21 protein-coding genes are annotated in these 18,006 nt (G+C 69.2%); 7 read left to right on the forward strand and 14 right to left on the reverse strand.

Annotated features, from left to right (window positions below; genetic code table 11):
- Nucleotides 1-138: 138 nt before the first annotated feature.
- The 3 genes from IQ292_RS12615 to IQ292_RS12625 are packed head-to-tail and all read left to right on the forward strand — an operon-like array spanning nucleotide 139 to nucleotide 1,663.
- A complete protein-coding gene (locus IQ292_RS12615) occupies nucleotides 139-1,137 on the forward strand; it encodes an SDR family oxidoreductase (RefSeq protein ID WP_203310661.1) in 999 nt (332 codons plus the stop codon).
- Nucleotides 1,138-1,158: 21 nt separating this feature from the next.
- Entirely contained in the window at nucleotides 1,159-1,428 is a 270-nt protein-coding gene (locus tag IQ292_RS12620; protein ID WP_203310662.1) for a DUF1488 family protein, read from the forward strand.
- The gene (locus tag IQ292_RS12625; RefSeq protein WP_203310663.1) at nucleotides 1,421-1,663 is read left to right on the forward strand and encodes a hypothetical protein; all 243 of its coding nucleotides are present in this window, start codon (nucleotides 1,421-1,423) and stop codon (nucleotides 1,661-1,663) included. Before IQ292_RS12620 ends, IQ292_RS12625 begins: the two co-directional genes overlap by 8 nt.
- 63 nt (nucleotides 1,664-1,726) lie before the next feature.
- Here the strand turns inward: IQ292_RS12625 and sdhA are convergent, their stop codons facing one another.
- From sdhA to sdhC, 3 genes are read right to left on the reverse strand one after another with little or no spacing between them, the layout of a single operon-like run.
- Nucleotides 1,727-3,529, reverse strand: a complete 1,803-nt coding sequence (sdhA, locus tag IQ292_RS12630; RefSeq protein ID WP_203310664.1) for a succinate dehydrogenase flavoprotein subunit — start codon at nucleotides 3,527-3,529, stop codon at nucleotides 1,727-1,729.
- Complete coding sequence (gene sdhD, locus IQ292_RS12635) at nucleotides 3,529-3,912, reverse strand: succinate dehydrogenase, hydrophobic membrane anchor protein (RefSeq protein ID WP_203310665.1); 384 nt, start codon at nucleotides 3,910-3,912, stop codon at nucleotides 3,529-3,531. Before sdhD ends, sdhA begins: the two co-directional genes overlap by 1 nt.
- Entirely contained in the window at nucleotides 3,912-4,340 is a 429-nt protein-coding gene (gene sdhC / locus IQ292_RS12640) for a succinate dehydrogenase, cytochrome b556 subunit (protein WP_203310666.1), read from the reverse strand. Before sdhC ends, sdhD begins: the two co-directional genes overlap by 1 nt.
- Nucleotides 4,341-4,562: 222 nt before the next feature.
- On the opposite strand from sdhC, the gene IQ292_RS12645 reads away from it, so the two are divergent.
- The 3 genes from IQ292_RS12645 (at nucleotide 4,563) to IQ292_RS12655 (ending at nucleotide 7,647) form a co-directional block, all read left to right on the forward strand.
- Nucleotides 4,563-5,924: a methyl-accepting chemotaxis protein gene (locus tag IQ292_RS12645; protein WP_203310667.1), complete on the forward strand. Its 1,362-nt coding sequence runs from the start codon at nucleotides 4,563-4,565 to the stop codon at nucleotides 5,922-5,924.
- An 81-nt stretch (nucleotides 5,925-6,005) separates the two neighbouring features.
- Nucleotides 6,006-6,701: an SDR family NAD(P)-dependent oxidoreductase gene (locus IQ292_RS12650; RefSeq protein ID WP_203310668.1), complete on the forward strand. Its 696-nt coding sequence runs from the start codon at nucleotides 6,006-6,008 to the stop codon at nucleotides 6,699-6,701.
- On the forward strand, nucleotides 6,691-7,647 hold the full coding sequence (locus tag IQ292_RS12655; protein WP_203310669.1) for a 50S ribosomal protein L11 methyltransferase: 957 nt from the start codon (nucleotides 6,691-6,693) through the stop codon (nucleotides 7,645-7,647). Before IQ292_RS12650 ends, IQ292_RS12655 begins: the two co-directional genes overlap by 11 nt.
- A gap of 119 nt (nucleotides 7,648-7,766) precedes the next feature.
- On the opposite strand, the gene IQ292_RS12660 is transcribed toward IQ292_RS12655, so the two are convergent.
- From IQ292_RS12660 to IQ292_RS12705, 10 genes are all read right to left on the reverse strand, one after another.
- A complete protein-coding gene (locus IQ292_RS12660) occupies nucleotides 7,767-8,132 on the reverse strand; it encodes a hypothetical protein (protein ID WP_238941048.1) in 366 nt (121 codons plus the stop codon).
- A gap of 20 nt (nucleotides 8,133-8,152) precedes the next feature.
- Complete coding sequence (locus tag IQ292_RS12665) at nucleotides 8,153-9,670, reverse strand: L,D-transpeptidase family protein (RefSeq protein ID WP_203310670.1); 1,518 nt, start codon at nucleotides 9,668-9,670, stop codon at nucleotides 8,153-8,155.
- Between the two features lie 124 nt (nucleotides 9,671-9,794).
- Nucleotides 9,795-10,607: an amidohydrolase family protein gene (locus IQ292_RS12670; protein WP_203310671.1), complete on the reverse strand. Its 813-nt coding sequence runs from the start codon at nucleotides 10,605-10,607 to the stop codon at nucleotides 9,795-9,797.
- Nucleotides 10,604-11,416, reverse strand: a complete 813-nt coding sequence (locus tag IQ292_RS12675) for a kinase (protein WP_203310672.1) — start codon at nucleotides 11,414-11,416, stop codon at nucleotides 10,604-10,606. Before IQ292_RS12675 ends, IQ292_RS12670 begins: the two co-directional genes overlap by 4 nt.
- Complete coding sequence (locus IQ292_RS12680) at nucleotides 11,406-12,377, reverse strand: 2-hydroxyacid dehydrogenase (RefSeq protein ID WP_203310673.1); 972 nt, start codon at nucleotides 12,375-12,377, stop codon at nucleotides 11,406-11,408. The genes IQ292_RS12675 and IQ292_RS12680 overlap by 11 nt, the downstream gene beginning before the upstream one ends.
- 8 nt (nucleotides 12,378-12,385) lie before the next feature.
- Nucleotides 12,386-13,246 (reverse strand): fumarylacetoacetate hydrolase family protein, encoded by an 861-nt coding sequence (locus IQ292_RS12685; protein WP_203310674.1) that lies wholly within the window; start codon nucleotides 13,244-13,246, stop codon nucleotides 12,386-12,388.
- Entirely contained in the window at nucleotides 13,243-13,605 is a 363-nt protein-coding gene (locus IQ292_RS12690) for an L-rhamnose mutarotase (protein WP_203310675.1), read from the reverse strand. The genes IQ292_RS12685 and IQ292_RS12690 overlap by 4 nt, the downstream gene beginning before the upstream one ends.
- A gap of 4 nt (nucleotides 13,606-13,609) precedes the next feature.
- Nucleotides 13,610-14,806 carry a UxaA family hydrolase gene (locus IQ292_RS12695; RefSeq protein WP_203310676.1) on the reverse strand — a complete coding sequence of 399 codons (1,197 nt, stop codon included), beginning with the start codon at nucleotides 14,804-14,806 and terminating at the stop codon, nucleotides 13,610-13,612.
- Nucleotides 14,803-15,105, reverse strand: a complete 303-nt coding sequence (locus tag IQ292_RS12700) for a UxaA family hydrolase (protein ID WP_238941049.1) — start codon at nucleotides 15,103-15,105, stop codon at nucleotides 14,803-14,805. Before IQ292_RS12700 ends, IQ292_RS12695 begins: the two co-directional genes overlap by 4 nt.
- A complete protein-coding gene (locus IQ292_RS12705; RefSeq protein ID WP_238941050.1) occupies nucleotides 15,102-16,172 on the reverse strand; it encodes an aldo/keto reductase in 1,071 nt (356 codons plus the stop codon). The genes IQ292_RS12700 and IQ292_RS12705 overlap by 4 nt, the downstream gene beginning before the upstream one ends.
- 112 nt (nucleotides 16,173-16,284) lie before the next feature.
- Here IQ292_RS12705 and IQ292_RS12710 point away from each other — a divergent pair, with 112 nt between their 5' ends.
- Nucleotides 16,285-17,106 carry an IclR family transcriptional regulator gene (locus IQ292_RS12710; protein WP_203310677.1) on the forward strand — a complete coding sequence of 274 codons (822 nt, stop codon included), beginning with the start codon at nucleotides 16,285-16,287 and terminating at the stop codon, nucleotides 17,104-17,106.
- A 6-nt stretch (nucleotides 17,107-17,112) separates the two neighbouring features.
- Here the strand turns inward: IQ292_RS12710 and IQ292_RS12715 are convergent, their stop codons facing one another.
- Nucleotides 17,113-17,844, reverse strand: a complete 732-nt coding sequence (locus IQ292_RS12715; RefSeq protein WP_203310678.1) for an SDR family oxidoreductase — start codon at nucleotides 17,842-17,844, stop codon at nucleotides 17,113-17,115.
- Nucleotides 17,845-18,006 lie beyond the last annotated feature (162 nt).

The raw sequence follows: 18,006 nt of genomic DNA on the forward strand, positions 1-18,006 counted from the left end.
GCCGCAGCGCTCCTTCGAAATGCTGCAGTTGCGGCTATGCCTTTCGTCGCCCGCGCGCAACCCCCTTGCATGTCGATCGGGCCGGAACCCTCACCCCACCTGGGGCGATTGAGCGGACCAACGTCCGGGACCGTCCGCATGCGCCTATCGCTCAAGCCGATCGAAGAACAGGTGATGGTGATCACCGGCGCAAGCTCCGGTATCGGCCTTGCCACCGCGGAAGCCGCCGCGCGCGCCGGCGCGCGCGTGCTGCTGGTCGCGCGCGAGGAGAACGATCTGCGTCCGATCGTCGCACGGATCACGGCGGAGGGCGGCACGGCCGACGCCTATGCCGCGGATGTCGGCGATGCCGACGCCTTGCGGGCAGCCGCAGCGCATGCCGCCCAGCGATTCGGCCGGATCGACACCTGGATCAATTGCGCGGGCGTCGCGATCTACGGCGCCCTGCGCGACACGCCGGACGACGAGCACACGCAGCTGTTCCGCACCAATTATTTCGGGACCGTCCATGGTTGTCTCGCCGCCATCCCGCATTTGCAGGGCGGCGGCGCGCTGATCACCGTCGGCTCGATCGCGGGCGACATGCCCAGCCCGCTGATGGGCGCCTATGCGGCTTCGAAACATGCGGTCCATGCCTATGTCGATACGCTGCGCATGGAAGTTGCCGACGCGGGCCTGCCGATATCGGTGACACTGGTGAAGCCATCGGGAATCGATACGCCGATCGCCCAGCATGCCGCGAACCATGCGGGCGGCGAAGCGCAGGTGCCGCCGCCGGTCTACGATCCCGCACTCGTGGCGAAGACGATCCTTGCCTGCGCCGTCCGCCCCCGGCGCGCCATCACCGTAGGCGGCGTAGGCCGCGCCGAAACGCTGTTCGCCGCACACTTCCCCGGCCTCTTCGGCAAGATCGCGCCAAAGGCCGCGGCCGCCGGCTTCGTCGATCCCGACAAACCACAGCCGCAACCGAGCAACCTGTTCGGCAGCGTCCGTACCGGGCACGTCCGGTCGGGCGAGCATCATGCGCGTGCGGTGAGCCTCTATACCGCGGCGGCACGCCGTCCCGCCATCACCGCGGTCGGGCTCGGCATCGCCGCGAGCGTCGGCGCGTTGATCGCCGTACGGCGCCGCGCCTGACCCTAGAAAGAAGGAATGACCATGGCCGAATCGCAGATCACGATCGACCCGACTACCCCGTTCGACAACGTCGACGACCGCCAGATCGAATTCAGCGGGGAGGCGAGCGGCGAGACGTATGATTTCGCCCTGCAATATGACGTTCTGGAAGCACTGGCCGGTACGATCCCGACCGACCCCGTTCCGCTATTCCAGCGCCACGGCGATGCGATCGCCGCCGCCGCGACCCGGGCATTGGCCCGCGATCCCGATCAGGAACGGGTCGTGATCAGCGAGAACGACCTTGGCTGAGATCGACTGGAGGATGAGCGCGAGCCTCGCCAACGTCGCGCGCGGCGACAGCGACCTGCCGGAAGTCACCAGCCTGGAAGGCGCCGCGCGGACATGGCTGGCGCTCGACACCGCGTCGCAGGATGCAGCGGTGCTGACGCCCGAGCGGGCCGTCCCGCTCGACAGCGGAATGGTGGTCGAACTGAAGGGCCAGGCGATCCGGTCTCTGGCCGAGCAACTGCCCGACCTTCCCTGATACGCTTTTCGTCGCCCCCCCCCCCCCCCCCGCGGTGTTGCCGAGGGGGGGGCCGCGACGCGATCAGTAGACGCGCTTCTTCGGCTTGATGTACTCGACCTCGTCCGTGAGCGTGTAATCGTGAACGGGGCGATAGTCGATCGCGGTGGTACCGCCCTTGCCGCCCCAGCCGTCGAACGTCGTGATCGTGTGCTTCATCCAGTTCGCGTCATCGCGGTCGGGATGATCCTCGTTCACATGGGCCCCCCGCGACTCCTTGCGGTTCGCGGCCGATTCCATCGTAACCACCGCCTGCGCGATCAGGTTGTCGAGCTCCAGCGTCTCGACCAGGTCGGTGTTCCAGATAAGGCTGCGATCCTGGATACCGACGTCGGCGACCTTGTCGTAGATGCCGTGGATCAGCGTCTGTCCCTCGCTCAGCAGCGCATTGTCGCGGAACACCGCGCAATGCTTCTGCATCGTCCGCTGCATCTCCAGCCGGATCTCCGCGGTCGGCGTGCCGCCGGAGGCGTGGCGGAACGTGTCGAGACGCGACAGCGCCAGTTCCTCGGACCCCTTGGGCAGCGGATTGTGGCTGGTGTTCGGCTTGGTGATGTCGGCGATCCGCTTGCCGGTCGCGCGGCCGAACACGACGAGATCGATCAGCGAGTTCGAGCCCAGACGGTTCGCGCCATGGACCGACACGCACGCCGCTTCGCCCACCGCGAACAGGCCGGGCACGACCGTGTCCGGATTGCCGTCCTTGAGCTGGACGACCTCGCCGTGGAAGTTCGTCGGGATGCCGCCCATGTTGTAATGGACCGTCGGCGTGACGGGCAGCGGCTGACGCGTAAGGTCGACGCCCGCGAAGATCTTGCCCGTCTCGGTGATGCCCGGCAACCGCTCGTGCAGCACCTTGGGATCGATGTGATCGAGGTGGAGGAAGATGTGGTCCTTGTGCGGGCCGACGCCGCGACCTTCGCGCATCTCCATCGCCATCGAGCGCGACACGACGTCGCGCGACGCCAGGTCCTTCGCCGAGGGGGCGTAGCGCTCCATGAAGCGCTCACCCTCGGAATTGGTCAGATAGCCGCCCTCGCCGCGCGCGCCCTCGGTGATCAACACACCCGCGCCGTAGATGCCGGTTGGATGGAACTGGACGAACTCCATGTCCTGCAGCGGCAGGCCGGCGCGCAGCACCATGCCGCCGCCGTCGCCGGTGCAGGTATGCGCCGACGTCGCCGAGAAATAGCAGCGGCCGTAGCCACCCGTCGCCAACACGGTGTTATGGCTGCGGAAGCGATGGATGCTGCCGTCTTCCATGCACAGCGCGATCACGCCGCGGCACGCGCCATCCTCCATGATCAGGTCGAGCGCGAAATATTCGACGTAGAAATCCGCGTCGTAGCGTAGCGACTGCTGATACAGCGTATGCAGCATGGCATGGCCGGTACGGTCCGCCGCGGCGCAGGTGCGCTGCGCCGGCGGGCCCTCGCCCATGTTCTGCATCATGCCGCCGAACGGGCGCTGGTAGATGCGGCCCTCGTCCGTGCGGCTGAACGGCATGCCGGCATGCTCCAGCTCGTAGACCGCGGCCGGCGCCTCGCGCACCATATATTCGATCGCGTCCTGGTCGCCGAGCCAGTCGGACCCCTTGACGGTATCGTACATGTGCCAGGTCCAGTGATCCGGCCCCATGTTGCCCAGCGATGCCGCGATGCCGCCCTGCGCCGCCACCGTATGGCTACGCGTCGGGAACACCTTGGTGATGCAGGCGGTCTTCAGACCGTTCTGCGCGCATTCCATGACGGCGCGCAGGCCCGATCCGCCCGCGCCGACGACCACCGCGTCGTACGTGTGGTCGATGATCTTGTACGCATCAGCCATTATGCGGCAGCTCCGAAAGCGACCTTGAGAATCGCGAAGATGGCGACGGCGGCGGTGCCCACCGTGAAGAAGTTGAGCGCGAGCAGCGCGGCGACGCGGCGCTCGTCATGCTCATAATCCTCGATGACGACCTGCAGGCCCAGACGGAAATGCCAGAAGACCGAGGCGACCAGCAGGATCATCGGCACCGCGACCCAAGCGGACGACAGCCACATCCGCACGCTGGCGTAGTCGAACGCCGGCTGGCGCGCCATCGAGATGACGAACCACAGCATCAGGAACAGGTTGGACCCCGCGGTGACCCGTTGACGCCACCAGTGATGCGCGCCTTCCTTGGCGCTGCCAAGGCCGCGGACGCGGCCGATGCTGGTGCCCGAACCCATCACTTGATCCCCTGATAGAGCCAGAACAACACGGTCAGCAGCACGCCGCCGACCAGCACCGCCAGGCTGAACATCTTGTTGCGCTTCAGCTCGAACGCGGCGCCCGCATCCATCACCAGGTGGCGGATGCCGTTGAGCATGTGCGTGAAGAAGGCCCAGCTCAGACCGACGCCGACGATCCAGCCGACGACGTTGAGATGCCCGGCCGACGTGGTGAACGCGTCGAGGAACGTCGCATAGGCGTCCGCGCCGGCGGCGAGCGCGCCCAGCCACCAGACCAGCATGACCGTGCCGACCGTCGCCATCACCGTGCCCGTGGCGCGGTGCAGGATGGAGACCAGCATGTGCGGCCCCCAGGCATAATGGAGCTTCATGAAGCCGGCGAAGAGATGCGGGCTCTTCGGGCGGGCCGGTGTACGGGATGCCATAAACGGTCCTCGGGTAACGATTGCCGTTGCCTATTAGGCAGCAAAGCGCGGGATGCAAGCCGCTCGAATGCGCCGCCACCGGTGAAGGCATACGCCGCGAAGGCCCGGGACCGGCCCGCGCGCCGAGGCCATCTTTTCGAAAAGCCTCTAACCGAGCCTTAACCAATCGGCGGTAGCGGTGCGGGTCATTGCCCAGTTTTCTCTGGCCTTCCGGAGTTCGCCTTGCCCGACATCGCCCTTCCCCAGCCCACGACGATCTCAGCGAGCATCGATCTCTCCAGCCGCATCAAGGCGTTCGACGGCGGCGAGAACACTTTGGTGTCGCACGCGGCCGAATTGTGGTCGATCATCGAGCCGGATGCGGCAGAGGTCGTCGAGGCCTATTGGGACCATTGGCGCCGGCAAAACCCCGGCGCCCCCGAATGGTCGATCCACGAGAAGGAACGCCGGGTCACGATCGGCATCACCTATCTGCGCAACCGGTTCTGCAACCTGAACGGCCGCGAATGGGTCGAGTCGCTCGAACGCGCGGTCGCGTCCGCCTATGCCGCGGGCGTGTCGACGATGGAGGTGCTGGCCATGTCCTGCGCGTCCGATCGCGCCGCGCTCAAGGCGTTGATGAACCGCATGTCGCCGGAGGATCCGCGCCGACCGATGCTCGTCGACGTGCTGATGCGCATGTTTGGCATGGAGACGGAACTGACGGTGGAGCTGTTCGCGGGGTTCAACGCCTATAGCGAGCGCCAGGCCCGCGACCGGCTGGCGATCGAGTTCCGCGAGGGTATCGCGAGCGCGGTGGAGACCGCGACGATCGAAGGGCAGTCGCTGCGCGCCCAGGCGGAGCGCAGTTCCGGTTCGGCACGCGGCATGCTCGGCAAGGCGAGCGAAGTCGCCGCGGCGGCGGAGCAATCCGCGGTCGCGATGCGCGAGGCCGCCCAGACCGCGGCCGGCCTGATCCGGGCCATCGAGGATGCGCGCACCGAGGTGGAGGCCGCCGCGGAAATCGCCCAGCGCGCCAGCGTGCAGGCGACGAATGCCGTCGGCATGTCCGAGGCGCTGTCCGATCACGCCAAGTCGATCGAGTCGATCCTCGGCCTGATCCGCGACATCGCGGGCCAGACCAACCTGCTCGCGCTCAACGCGACGATCGAGGCGGCCCGTGCGGGCGACGCCGGCCGCGGCTTTGCCGTCGTCGCGCAGGAGGTGAAGAGCCTCGCCAACCAGACGGCCCGCGCAACGGACGACATCGCCGCGAAGATCGCGTCGATCCAGGCCGCGACCCGCTCGACGGTGGACACCAACGCGTCGATCAAGACGACGGTCACCGAGGTGCAGGAATCCGCCGATCGCATCCGCTATGCGATGGAGGCCCAGGCGCAGACCGTCACGGCGATCACCGCCGCGGTCGACGAGACCGCGCTGGCTGCCGATTCGATGTCGACGACGATCGCGGCGATCCGCGAGGACACCGAAACCGTCGCCACCGAGATCGACGGCGTCGGCCGCGGGTTCGACCGCCTCGACGGCCGACTCGCGAGCCTGAAGACGAGTGCCGGCGATTTCGTCGCGAAGGTGGCCGCCTAGGCCCCCTCGCGGACCTCCCGCAAGCGGGAGGGGACGTCCGGTCCGGTTGCCCTGTCCCTGCCCCGCCCGTAAGGCGGGGACATGACCATCCTTCTCACCGGATCGAGCCGCGGCATCGGCGCTGCGATCCATGGCGCCCTTGCCGGCACCGGCGCCGCCGTCATCGGGCACGGCACGCGCAGCGGCATCGCGGCCGATTTCGCCGACCCCGCCGCACCGCGCGCCCTCTGGGACGCCGCGCTCGACCAGGCTGGCGGCACGATCGACGTCCTCGTCAACAACGCCGGCGTCTTCGAGGCCAACGCTCTGTCGCGCGCGCATGACGACTGGGTCGCCGACTGGGAGCGGACGCTGCGCATCAACCTGACCGCCGCGGCCGAACTGTGCCGGCTGGCGGTGCGGCACTGGCAGGAGCGCGGCACCGGCGGCCGGATCGTCAACGTCGCGAGCCGCGCCGCCTATCGCGGCGACAGCCCGGCGCACTGGCATTATGCCGCCGCCAAGGCGGGCATGGTCGCGATGACCAAGACGATCGCGCGGGGCTATGCCAGCGAAGGCATACTCGCCTTCGCCATCTGCCCCGGTTTCACGATGACCGGCATGGCGGAAGACTATCTGGCCAGCCGCGGCGGCGACAGGCTGCTCGCCGACATTCCGCTCGGCCGCGTCGCGTCGCCGGACGAGGTGGCCAGCGTCGCGCGCTATTGCGCGCTGGACGCGCCCGCATCGATGACCGGCGCGGTGATCGACGTCAACGGAGCGAGCTATGTCCGCTGATCCCACCAGCTGGAAGATCACCCTGCCCTGCACCCGTGCGGAGGCGGAGGCGATCGACGCGGCGTCGGACCTGGCGATCGACGCGGTGCTGATGACCACCGAGGAAGTCGAGGACGACGTCGAGCGCTGGCGCCTGGACGCCTATACCGACCACGAACCCGATGCCGCGACGATCGCGGCGATCCACGCGCTGGTGCCGAGCGCGAGCGGCCGGGAACCGGTCGTCGAGGCGCTGTCGGACGAGGATTGGGTCGCGTTGAGCCAGCAGGGGCTGGAGCCGATCCGCGAGGGGCGCTTCATCGTCCATACCAGCGCGCACCCCGTCGAGGTCGCCACTGCCGCCGGCGAGCGTGCCTTCCTGATCGATGCCGGACAGGCGTTCGGCACCGGTCATCACGGCACGACCAGCGGCTGCCTCGCGATGCTCGATGGTCTGGCCCTGGCCGGACGCTCCTACGACCGGATCATAGACCTGGGCACAGGCACCGGGCTGCTCGCCTTCGCCGCGCGCCATCTGTGGCCCGGCGCCGCTGTGACGGGCACCGACATCGATCCGATCGCGATCGACGTGACGCGCGAGAACATGGCGCTAAACCAGGTCGAGGCGGTGCGCCTGATCGTCGCCGACGGCACGCGCGATCCCGCCATTGCGGAGGCAGGGCCCTATGACCTCGTCATCGCCAACATTCTTGCCGGTCCGCTGATCGCAATGGCGCCGGAGGTTGCGGGCATCGCCGCGCCAGGCGCGACGATCGTGCTCGCAGGACTGCTTTCGAACCAGGCGCAGAAGGTCGTGGACGCCTATGTCGCTCAGGGTGCGCGGGAACAGGCGCGCGACGTGCGCGGCGACTGGACCATCCTGCATCTCCAGGCCGCGGCGACCCGTGTCGCCCCCAGCGACACCGATTCCAGCCGTCGCGGCGACTGGGCGACCGACGGACGCTGAACGCCGGGTAGACGCCGATGGGCGGAGGCGGGACAGGCCAGCGCCTGCCCCGTCACTGAAAGTCCGATCCGCGTACGTGAAAGCGGCGCCGGTCCGATCCAGCCTCGCTGGATCGCAAGCTATTCCCCGTTGCCGGCGGGCGCGTTTTCGGCGGGCGGCGCATCGGCCGGCGGCGCGTCGCGCTGGGCGCGCGCCGTCATCCCGGTGGCGGAAGCATCGTCCAGCATCTGCTGGTCGACGCTGCGCGCAGGCGGCGGTGGCGGGGCATCGTCGATCGCGGCGGCATTCGCGGCCGGCACCGGCTCCGCCATGTTGGCGGCGGCAGGCATCGTGTCGGCGGGCGCGACCTCGGTAACGCTCGCGTCGTTCTGCACGGTTTCGGCGGCTGGTTCCTCCGACGGTGAGCGCGAACAGCCCGCCAGTGCGGGCAGAGCCATCACGACAGCGCCAAGCACCAGCGCGCGCGTGCGATACGTCTTCATCATCGTCGTTCCCCGTTGGCGGATCATTGCTGGTTGGCGGCACGCTCAGCGGAGCGCGCCTCGATCTTGCTCGCGAGCTGCGCGTCCCAGCCATAGGGATCCTCGCGAAAGCCCACCTGCCCGTCCGAACCGGCGAATGCCGTCCAATAGAGCAGATAGACCGCCACAGGCTCCGCCATCGTGGCGCGCACCGTCTTGCCGGACGCCAGCACGGCATCCACGGCTTCGGGCTGCCATTGCGGCGTCGTCTTCAGCATCAGCGCGGCCAAATCGGCGGGCTTTTCCAGGCGGACGCAGCCGTGGCTCGCCAGCCGGTCGAACTTGGAGAAGCCCGACTGGGCGGGGGTATCGTGCAGATAGACGGCGAAATCGTTCGGGAAATCAAACTTGAAACGGCCGAGCGCGCTCTTCTCCGACGCCTGCTGCAGCCGCTTCTCGCCATTGCCCGCGTCGATCACGCGAAAGCCGTTGCGCTTCAGATAACCCGGATTGGCGCGCTCCTTGGGCCAAAGTTCCTTGGTTGCGATCGAGCTCGGCACGTTCCACGGCGGGTTGAGGACGATGCTGTTGATCTGCGACACCAGCATCGGCGTCTCGTTGCCGGGCCGCCCCGTCACCGCCTTCATCGACATGACCGGCTCGTCGCCGTCGAATACCGTCAGCACCGCCGCCGCGATATTCACCTGCACGCGCTTCGCGGCGAGCTGCTGCGGCAGCCACCGCCAGCGTTCCAGGTTCGCCATGATCTGGCGCACACGCTGCGCGACGGGCACGTTGAACGCGGCGATGGTCTGAGCGCCCACGGTGCCGACCGGATTGAGGCCGTAGCGCCGCTGCGCGCGACGAACGCCGGCAAGCAACCCCTCGTCGAACGTCGCACCCGTCGCCGCGACCGCCGGATCTTCCATGGCCAGTCGCCGACGCAACTGCGCGACGAGCGGCCCGCTCGATCCGAACGGGATCGATGCATTGGCGGGTAAGCTACCCCAGCCGCCGGCGGCGGCGATATCGCGATACCGCGCCAGCCCCTTCACCAGCGTGTCATAGCCGGCATAGGGCGGCGGCAGCGATGCCGCCCACGCCGCCAGCCGGTCCTGCCGCACCGCTTCGGCGAAGCCCGGCAGCGGGTCGTACGGCTGCGGCCTGATGCCCCAGTCCTTGCCGAAGTCGGCGGTATCCAGCCGGCCGGCATGCACCGCATGGGCGTAATCCAGCGCGACGCGGACCAGGGCCGCGGGGGCGAGCGCGGACAGATCTCGCGCGGGGCCCTGCCGCAGGCCTTGCGCCACTTCCCCTTTCGCGACGAGCCCGGCGAGCTGGCGGGCCTGTTCCGGCGTCAGCGTCGGCAGCGGCGCGACGGCTGGCGTGACGGTCTGCACCACCGCCGGCGGCGTCACCGCGGGCGCTGTGCGCGCGGTATCGGGCTGCGTCGCCGGTGCGACCTGCGCGGCAAGCGGGGCGGTAACAAGCCCGCCGATCGCCAGCGACGCGAGCAGCCGCGCGGCAGGACGGCCGGAAACGGGGAAGTACGAAACGGTCATATCGGTATGAAGGCCCTCTTGCGCTGGCAGATGACGAATGCCCCCTTTCGCATCCCTAGCCTACGCCACGCTGAACCGACAGAGTCGACGCGCGATTTTTCTCCTCGTTCAGACCTGTCCGCGTTCAGGCAAGCCCGTAGAAGGCACGCGCCGCGCCCTGCATCAGCCGCGTGCGATCGAGCCCGTCGGCCAGCCGCATCGCGGCGTCGTACCAGTCCCGGTAGCGCTCGCCCGCCATGCCGATGACGGGCCAGTCGCTGCCCCACATCAACCGGTCGCCGAAACAAGCGGCGAGATGCGCGACATAGGGCCGAAGCGCATCGGCCGGCTGGCCGGCTGCCTGCTCGGTGCGCAGGCCAGACAGCTTGCACCACAATCCGCGCGCTGCCAGCGCCGCGATCTCGCCCCGCCAGGGGTCCAGCATCCCCGTCGCCGCATAGGGCTTGGCGCCGTGATCGATGACGATCGCCAGATCCGGCCAGGCCGCCGCGAAGCGCGCGAGCATGGGCAGATGCCGCGGCTGGACCAGCGCATCGAGCCGCAGTCCGTGGTCGCGCATCGCCGCGATCGCAGGCTTCAGCGCCGGCGCGAGGAGCCAGTCGGTATCCTCTATTCCCTGCAGCATCGGGCGCAGACCGCGAAGCTTGGCGTTCCGCGCCAGGTCGCCGATACGCGCCACCGCGTCGGGCGCGGCAAGGTCGACCCAGCCGACGACGCCCTGTACCAGCGTGTCGCGCGCCGCCAGGTCGAGCAGCCGATCGGTCTCGCCGTCGTTCGGCTGCGACTGCACCAGCACGACCCCCTCGACGGGGAGATCGCCGATGACGGCGCGAAGGTCATCGAGGTCGAAGTCGCGGTGGATCGCGGCTTCCGCGGCGGTCGGCCATTCGTGTCCCGCTGCGCGAAGCGACCAGACATGCACATGTGCGTCGATCATCCGGGCCACTCCCCGCCACCGTCCGTCGTTGCGACGGGACGTCGCTGCGCGTCGAGGTACAGCGTCAGCGCGCGGCCCGGCATCTCCGCCAGGATCCAGCGCGTCAAACGCTCGAAATGGGCCGTGAACCGCGCGATCTCCGCATCGGCCATGATCCCCGCCCCCGCGCCGGCACGCCGGCGGAGGTCTTCTTCCTGCTGCATCCGCCAGCGTGGCACCGTCGCCCAATCGGGTGCGGCGAGCAGGGCAAGACGATCGAGCCGACCGAACAGCGACGCATAATCCCCCTTCAGTGCCGAATTGACATGGACCCGCCACTTCCCGTCAGCGTCTTCCTCCGCCTCCAGTGCGTTCACGGGCACCGCGAGCGCTGCCGCCGGCTGCGCCCGCGCTCCGACGCACCATCCCTCGAACAGCACGAGCTCGCAGTCCGCGCGCGCCTGCGGCCAGTCTTCCTCTGGCAGACGGTCGTCACGGGCCTTGTCGAAGCGCGGCAATCGTACCGGTTCGCCGGCGCCGAGGCGCGCCAGCACCTCCTGTCCGAGGGCGACGTCATGCGTGCCCGGCACCCCCCGCGTCGCGAACAGCGGATGGATGTCCCGGGCCAGCGCCCGTCGGGCCTCCCGTGAAAGATAGAGGTCGTCCAGGGACAGCGTCGCGGAGCGGGGAAACCGCTGCGCCAGGCGGGCGACGAGCGTCGTCTTGCCGCTACCCTGCGCGCCGCACACGCCGACGACGAGCGGGCGTGTGCCGACGCGCGCGGCGAGCGCGGCCGCGATCCGGTCGCCGAGGATGGTTTCAGGCGACACGATTCGGCGGCGCGCGGCCGGCGAAAAAGGCGTCGAGATTGTCCGCGGCCTGCATGCCCATGGCGGTGCGCGTCTCGATCGTCGCGCTGCCGAGGTGCGGCAGCAATACGGCATTTGGCTGGTCGAGCAGTCGCGCGTCCAGGCTCGGCTCGCGCTCATAGACGTCGAGCCCGGCTCCCCCGATGATCCCTTCCGCCAAGGCCTCCGCCAGCGCGGCCTCGTCGACCACCGTGCCCCGCGCGGTGTTGATCAGCACCGCATGCGGCCGCATCGCGCGTAGCGCGGCCCGGTCGATCAGATGGCGCGTCGCGTCGCCGCCCGGCACGTGGAGCGACACGACATCGGCAGCGCCGAGGAGGTCGTGCAGCATCGGGACATAGCGCGCGCCCATCGCCGTTTCCGTCGCCGCGTCGGCCCGGCGGCGGCTGTGATAGCAGATGTGCATGCCCATTGCGCTTGCCTGCCTGGCGAGTCTGCGCGCTATCCGGCCGAAGCCGACAAGGCCCAGCGTCTTGCCCGCAAGTCCGGAGCCGATCAGATGCGTCGGCCGCCAGCCGGTCCATGCGCCGGCCCGCAGCTCGCGTTCCCCCTCGCCCGCCCGCCGCATCGCCATCAGCATCAACAACAGCGCGAGTTCCGCGGTACAGTCGGTCAGCGCGTCGGGCGTGTTGGTGACGGGCAGGCCCAGGCGCACGGCGGCGGGGAGATCGAGGTGGTCGGTGCCCGCGCCATAATTCGCGACGATCCGCGTCCGTCGTCCCGGCACCGCCATCAGGCCGGCGTCGATCCGGTCGGTTATCGTCACGAGCAAGGCGTCCTGCTCGACCAGGGCACGGACGAGTTCGTCACGGCCGAGCGCGCGATCGTCCGGGTTCAACGTCACCCGATATGACGCCGCGAGCCGCCGCTCGACCGCCTCCGGCAGGCGGCGTGTGACGAGCAGGCGCGGCGGCATGCCCATGCGCGGACTCAGTCCCGCGCCTCTGCCGCCACGACGTCCTGACGTTGCGCGCCGAGGCCGCCGATCCCCAGCGTCACGACGTCGCCCGCCTTCAGATACCGCGGCTCGGGCTTTTGCCCCATGCCGACGCCCGGCGGCGTCCCCGTCGTGATGATGTCGCCCGGCTCCAACTGCATCAGACGCGAGCAATAGCTGACGATCTCCTCGACGCCGAAGATCATCGTCGCGGTCGAGCCGTCCTGCATCCGCTCGCCGTCGACGTCCAGCCACATCGACAGCGCGCGCGGATTGGGGACCTCGTCGCGCGTCACCAGCCACGGGCCGACGGGACCGAAGGTGGGGAAACCCTTGCCCTTGTCCCAGGTCGGTCCCCGTTCGAGCTGCCAGTGACGCTCGGACACATCGTTGACGCAGACGTAGCCCGCGACATGCTCGATCGCGTCGCCTTGCGCGATGTCGTGCCCGCCGCGGCCGATGACGATGCCCAATTCGACCTCCCAGTCGGTCTTGGTCGATCCGCGCGGTATGACGACGGGGTCGTTCGGCCCCTGCAGGCAGCTGACCCATTTGTTGAAGACGACCGGCTCGTCGGGGATCGGCAGGTTGGATTCGGCGGCGTGGTCGGCGTAATTGAGGCCGATCGCGATGAACTTGCGCGTCCCTGCGACCGGCACGCCGTAGCGCGGCGTGCCGTCGACCAGCGGCAGGTTCTCCGGGTCGAGCGCGGCCACCGCCGCCAGCCGCGCGGGATCGGCGAGCAGCGCGCCGTCGATCGACGCGACGTGACCCGACAGATCGCGCACGCGCCCTTCGGCGTCGACCAGGCCGGGCTGTTCGGCGCCGGCGGCGCCATAGCGACACAATTTCATCGATCCGTCACTCCCTGATCTTGCTGTTCGTCGAGCGCGAAGAGCCGCGTCATCGGCACCCATTTCTGATCCGGCGGCGCGAAGGCCAGCCGTTTCTGGAACCCATCCATCGCCGCTTCCCAGCGCGCATCGGCGGCCGCCAGGCGCGCGGGCTTCGGCCGCGGCCAGTCGTCGGCGACCTCCGCCACCATCACCATGCGATCGCCGGCACGCCAGATTTCCATCGCCTCGAACCCGGTCGCGCGGATGCCTTCGACCACCTCCGGCCACACCGCCCCCGCGGCGTGCGCGGATTCATAGGCGGCGATCAGCGCGGCGTCATCGACCAGATCGAGCGCGAAGCAGACGCGGCGCCCCATCGGCTCAGGCCGCCAGGCACGAGGGCCCGGCCGGGCCTGTCGCCTTGTAGGTCAGCACGAACTCGCGATGGCCCAGCGCCTCGGACTTCGTCTCGGCGCCGCCCGCGACGGCTTCGATCAGCGACACGATCTCCGCACCGACCGCATCCAGCGTCGCGGCCCCGTCGAGGATCCGCCCGGCGTCGACATCCATATCCTCGTGCATGCGCGCATAGGTCTCCGGATTGGCGCATATCTTGATCACCGGCGCGATCGCCGACCCGACGACCGACCCCCGCCCCGTCGTGAACAGGGTGACATGCGCGCCGCACGCCATGAGCTCGCCGATCTCCGCATTGTCGACGATGTTGGGGAACCCGAACTTGGGGTCGCCCGGCGGGACCACGTCGAGCAGGTAGAGGCCGGCGCCCGGCGGCTGCTGCGCCGGCACGATGACGCCGTTGATCGGGCGCGCGCCCGACTTGGCATAGGCGCCGGCGGACTTCTCCTCCTGGCTGGAAAGGCCGCCCTCGGCATTGCCCGGCGCGAAGCTGCCGTATCCCATCGCGCGATAGTAACGCTCCGCCTGCTCCACGGATGCGACGATCGCGGCGCCGACCTCCGCGCTCGCCGCGCGCGAGCGCATGTGCCCTTCGCAGCCGATCAGCTCGCTCGTCTCCTCGAAGATGCAGGTTGCGCCCGCATCGACCAGCGCGTCGAACGCACGCCCGACCGCAGGGTTCGCGGTGATGCCGCTCGTCCCGTCCGACCCGCCGCAGATCGTGCCGACCACCAGCTCCTCCACGCCCATCGGCACGCGCACCGCCTGCGCGTCCGCGGCTGCGCGCACCCGTTCGACCGCCGCCTGCCCCGCGGCGATGCCCGCCCGCGTGCCGCCGGCGCGCTGGATCACGACCGTGTCGTGCGGCCGCCCCGCCGCGGACAGGGTCTCGGCCAGCGCCTCGCGGTTGAAGCTTTCGCAGCCCAGCGACACCAGCACGACGCCGCCGACATTGGGATGCGTGGTCAACGCCTTCATCATGCCGAGCGCATAATCGTTGGGATAGCAGCCGGGGAATCCGATCAGCTGGACGCGCGGATCGTTCGCCCCCTCGACGATCCGCCGCGCGACATGGTGCGCGCACTCGACGAGATAGACGACCAGGATCACGTCGCGGATGCCCTTGCGGCCGTCGCGCCGCTGCCACCCCAGCCAGCTCATGCATGATCTCCGTGCGCATCGCGCAGATGCGCGGGAATGTAGTCGCTTTTCATATTGTGCACATGCACCCAGCCGCCCCGCCTGACGCCGCAGGTCACCGACCCGATCGGCATGCCGTATTTGAGCACCTTGTCCCCGGTTTCGAGCGGCACCAGCGCCAGCTTGTGGCCCAGCGCCACATCGTCCTCGGCGATCAGGGCGATCCCGTCGACCGCGATCCGTTCGCCCTTCGTCACGGGGCGCCGACAGACGGCGACATTGTCCTCCGGCGAAAGACGGATCGCCGCATCTATGCTCATGATCTGGTCTCCGGAACCGGCGCGTCGTCGCGGATCAGGCCCGCCTCGCGCAGATCGCCCCACAAGGCCGGGGGAATGGCGTGGCGGTACAGCGCCAGCGTCTCGGCGGCGCGCGCGGCACTATCGATGCCAGGGATGACGCTGGCCACCTGCGGATGCGCGAGCACGAAGGCGAGCGCGGCGGCAGCCAACGGCACGCCATGGCGCGCGCACACCGACTCGATCGCCGCGACGCGGTGCACCACGTCCGAAGGCGCCTCGCCATAATCGAAGTGCAAGGGGCCGCCGCCGCGCGTGCCCGTCGCCAGGATACCGCTGTTATAGGGACCGCCGATGACGATCGACGTTCCCGCTGCCGCGCACGCCGGCATCAGGTCGTCGAGCGGCGCCTGTTCCAGCAGCGTATAGCGCCCCGCCAGCAGGATCACGTCCAGCTGCGTCTCGCGCATCGCGGCGAGGCACGCGGCGACCTCGTTCACGCCGACGCCGAAGCCCGCGATCGCGCCCTCGTCCCGCAGGCGCTCCAGCGCCCGAAAGCCGCCGCCGGTGGTCAGCTGGCGCCAGTAGGCCTCGCTGGCGTCCCCGTGCGCATAGCCTCCGATGTCATGGACGTAGAGCAGGTCGACGCGGGCCAGTCCCAGCCGCTGCAGACTGTCCGCATGACTGCGCAGGATGCCGTCGTGGCTATAGTCGTAGCGCGCCGCGAACGGCATGGCCGATCGAAAGCCGTCGCGCATCCGATCGTCGACCACGGAGTCATCCGGCGCCAGCAACCGACCGACCTTGGTCGACAGCACCACGCCATCGACCTGGCGCAACGCATCCCCGACCCGCCGTTCGCTCAGCCCGCGCCCGTAATGCGGCGCCGTATCGACGTGGCGGATGCCGGCATCGAGCGCGGCTTGCAGCGTCGCCTGCGCGTCGGCGTCGGACATCGCACGATAGAGGTTGCCGAGCGACGCCCCGCCGAAGCCGAGCTCGGTGACCGACAAGCCGGTCCGCCCGATCGGCCGGCGCGCGATTGGTCCGCTCTCCTGCCCCGCCGTCGCGGCCTGCATGCCGGTCATTCGCCTCTCACCTGTAAACGCTTATTTCATTAGAAGAACGCCCCCATGCGGTCAATCGGGGGCATCGCGCTGCGCCATTGTCTTCGCGCCGACGGCTGCCTAGCATCGCGCCATGGCTCGGCGCCCCTCTCCCTCCTCGCAACATCCGCCATCGGCGCCGCAGGACGGCGACGGCGACCCGCCGCGCTACCGCGCGCCGGCGCTGGAGAAGGGGCTCGACATCCTCGAGCTGCTCGCCCGCGAAAGCCGCCCGCTCACCGCGGTCGCGATCGGCGAAAGGCTTGGCCGGTCCACCAGCGAATTGTTTCGCATGATCCAGGTGCTCGAATATCGCGGCTTCATCCGGCAGGCGCGCGAGGGCGGCGGCTATGTTCCGACCGAGCGGCTGTTCGCGCTCGGCATGGAGCAGCCTCCCGTCAAGTCGCTGCTCGAAACCGCCTTGCCGGTCATGCGCGACCTGTCGCGGCGTATCGGCCAATCCTGCCATCTGACGATGCGATCGGGCGGGGATATCGTCGTCGTCGCGCGCATCGAATCGTCGGAACAGATCGGTTTCTCCGTCCGGATCGGCCATCGTCGGCCGATGCTCGAGTCCAATTCGGCGGTCGTCCACTTCGCCTTCCTCGACGATTTCGACCGGCAACACTGGCTTGCACAGGCGGAGGCGAGCGAGGACGCGCGGCTGCAGGAATTCCGCGCACGCGCCGAACGGGTCCGCCTCCGCGGCTTCGAGAAAGCGAAGAGCAGCTTCACCCCCGGCATCACGGACCTTGCCGCACCGATCCTGCGCGGCACGTCGGCGGCGGCCGTGCTGACCGTGCCCTTCGTGCAGACGTACGGGGAACAGATGCCGATCGACACGGTGGTGCGCCACCTGCGCGCCGCGACCGCCGAGATATCGGCCGCGCTGCTGCTCGCCGATCACCGCGTCTGAGCGGGATCAGGCCATCGTCCATCCCCCGTCGATCGCGTGCAGCTGGCCGGTCGTGTAGGCGCTTTCGTCGGATGCCAGATACAGCGCGAGCAGCGCGACCTCCCCAGTGTCGCCGATCCGGCCCATCGGCTGGCGGGCGACGAAGGCGGCCCGCGCCGCAGCCGCATCGCCCGTCGCCGCCAAGCGCTCATCGAGGCTCGGCGATTGGACCGTCCCCGGGCAGATCGCGTTGCAGCGGATCCCTGCGCCCACGTAATCGACGGCCACGGAGCGGGTGATGCCCGCCACCGCCGCCTTGGTCACGCAATAGGCATAGCGATTGGCGACCCCGATCATCGGGCCGGCAACCGACGCCATGTTGACGATCGATCCCCCGCCTTTGGCGGCCATCGCGGGCAGGAACGCGCGCAGCATATGGGTGATGGCATGGACGTTGAGGTCGAACGACAGGTCGTAGCCGGCGTCCTCCGTCCGCTCAAGCGTGCCCGCATCGACGTAGCCCGCGCAGTTGAACAGGACATCGACGCCGCCCGTCGCCTCGCCGAACGCCGCAATGGCCGCACGGTCGGTCAGATCGAGCACATGGGTGGTGCAGCCGACCAGCGTCGCCAGCGCCCCCGCGTTGCGATCGACCGCGATCACCGCCGCCCCTTCCCGCGCGAACAGTTCCGCCGCGGCCCGGCCGATGCCTTGCGCCGCGCCGGTCACGATCGCCGTCTTGCCGTTCAACCGCCCCATCTTGCCTATCCGTCGCCGTCAGAAAACCCCCGCTCCTGTAGCGACCACACGCCGCCCGCGGCAAGGGGAAGTAAATTCATTCGTAAAATCGCGTTTCACATGATGATTGCTTCTGCTACTTCGCCCTGCGACGCCGAATGCGGCGCGCGCCAGCATGCCTTG

The sequence above is a fragment of the Sphingomonas beigongshangi genome (assembly GCF_016820445.1).
In the GTDB taxonomy this organism is placed as follows: Bacteria; Pseudomonadota; Alphaproteobacteria; order Sphingomonadales; family Sphingomonadaceae; genus Sphingomonas; species Sphingomonas beigongshangi.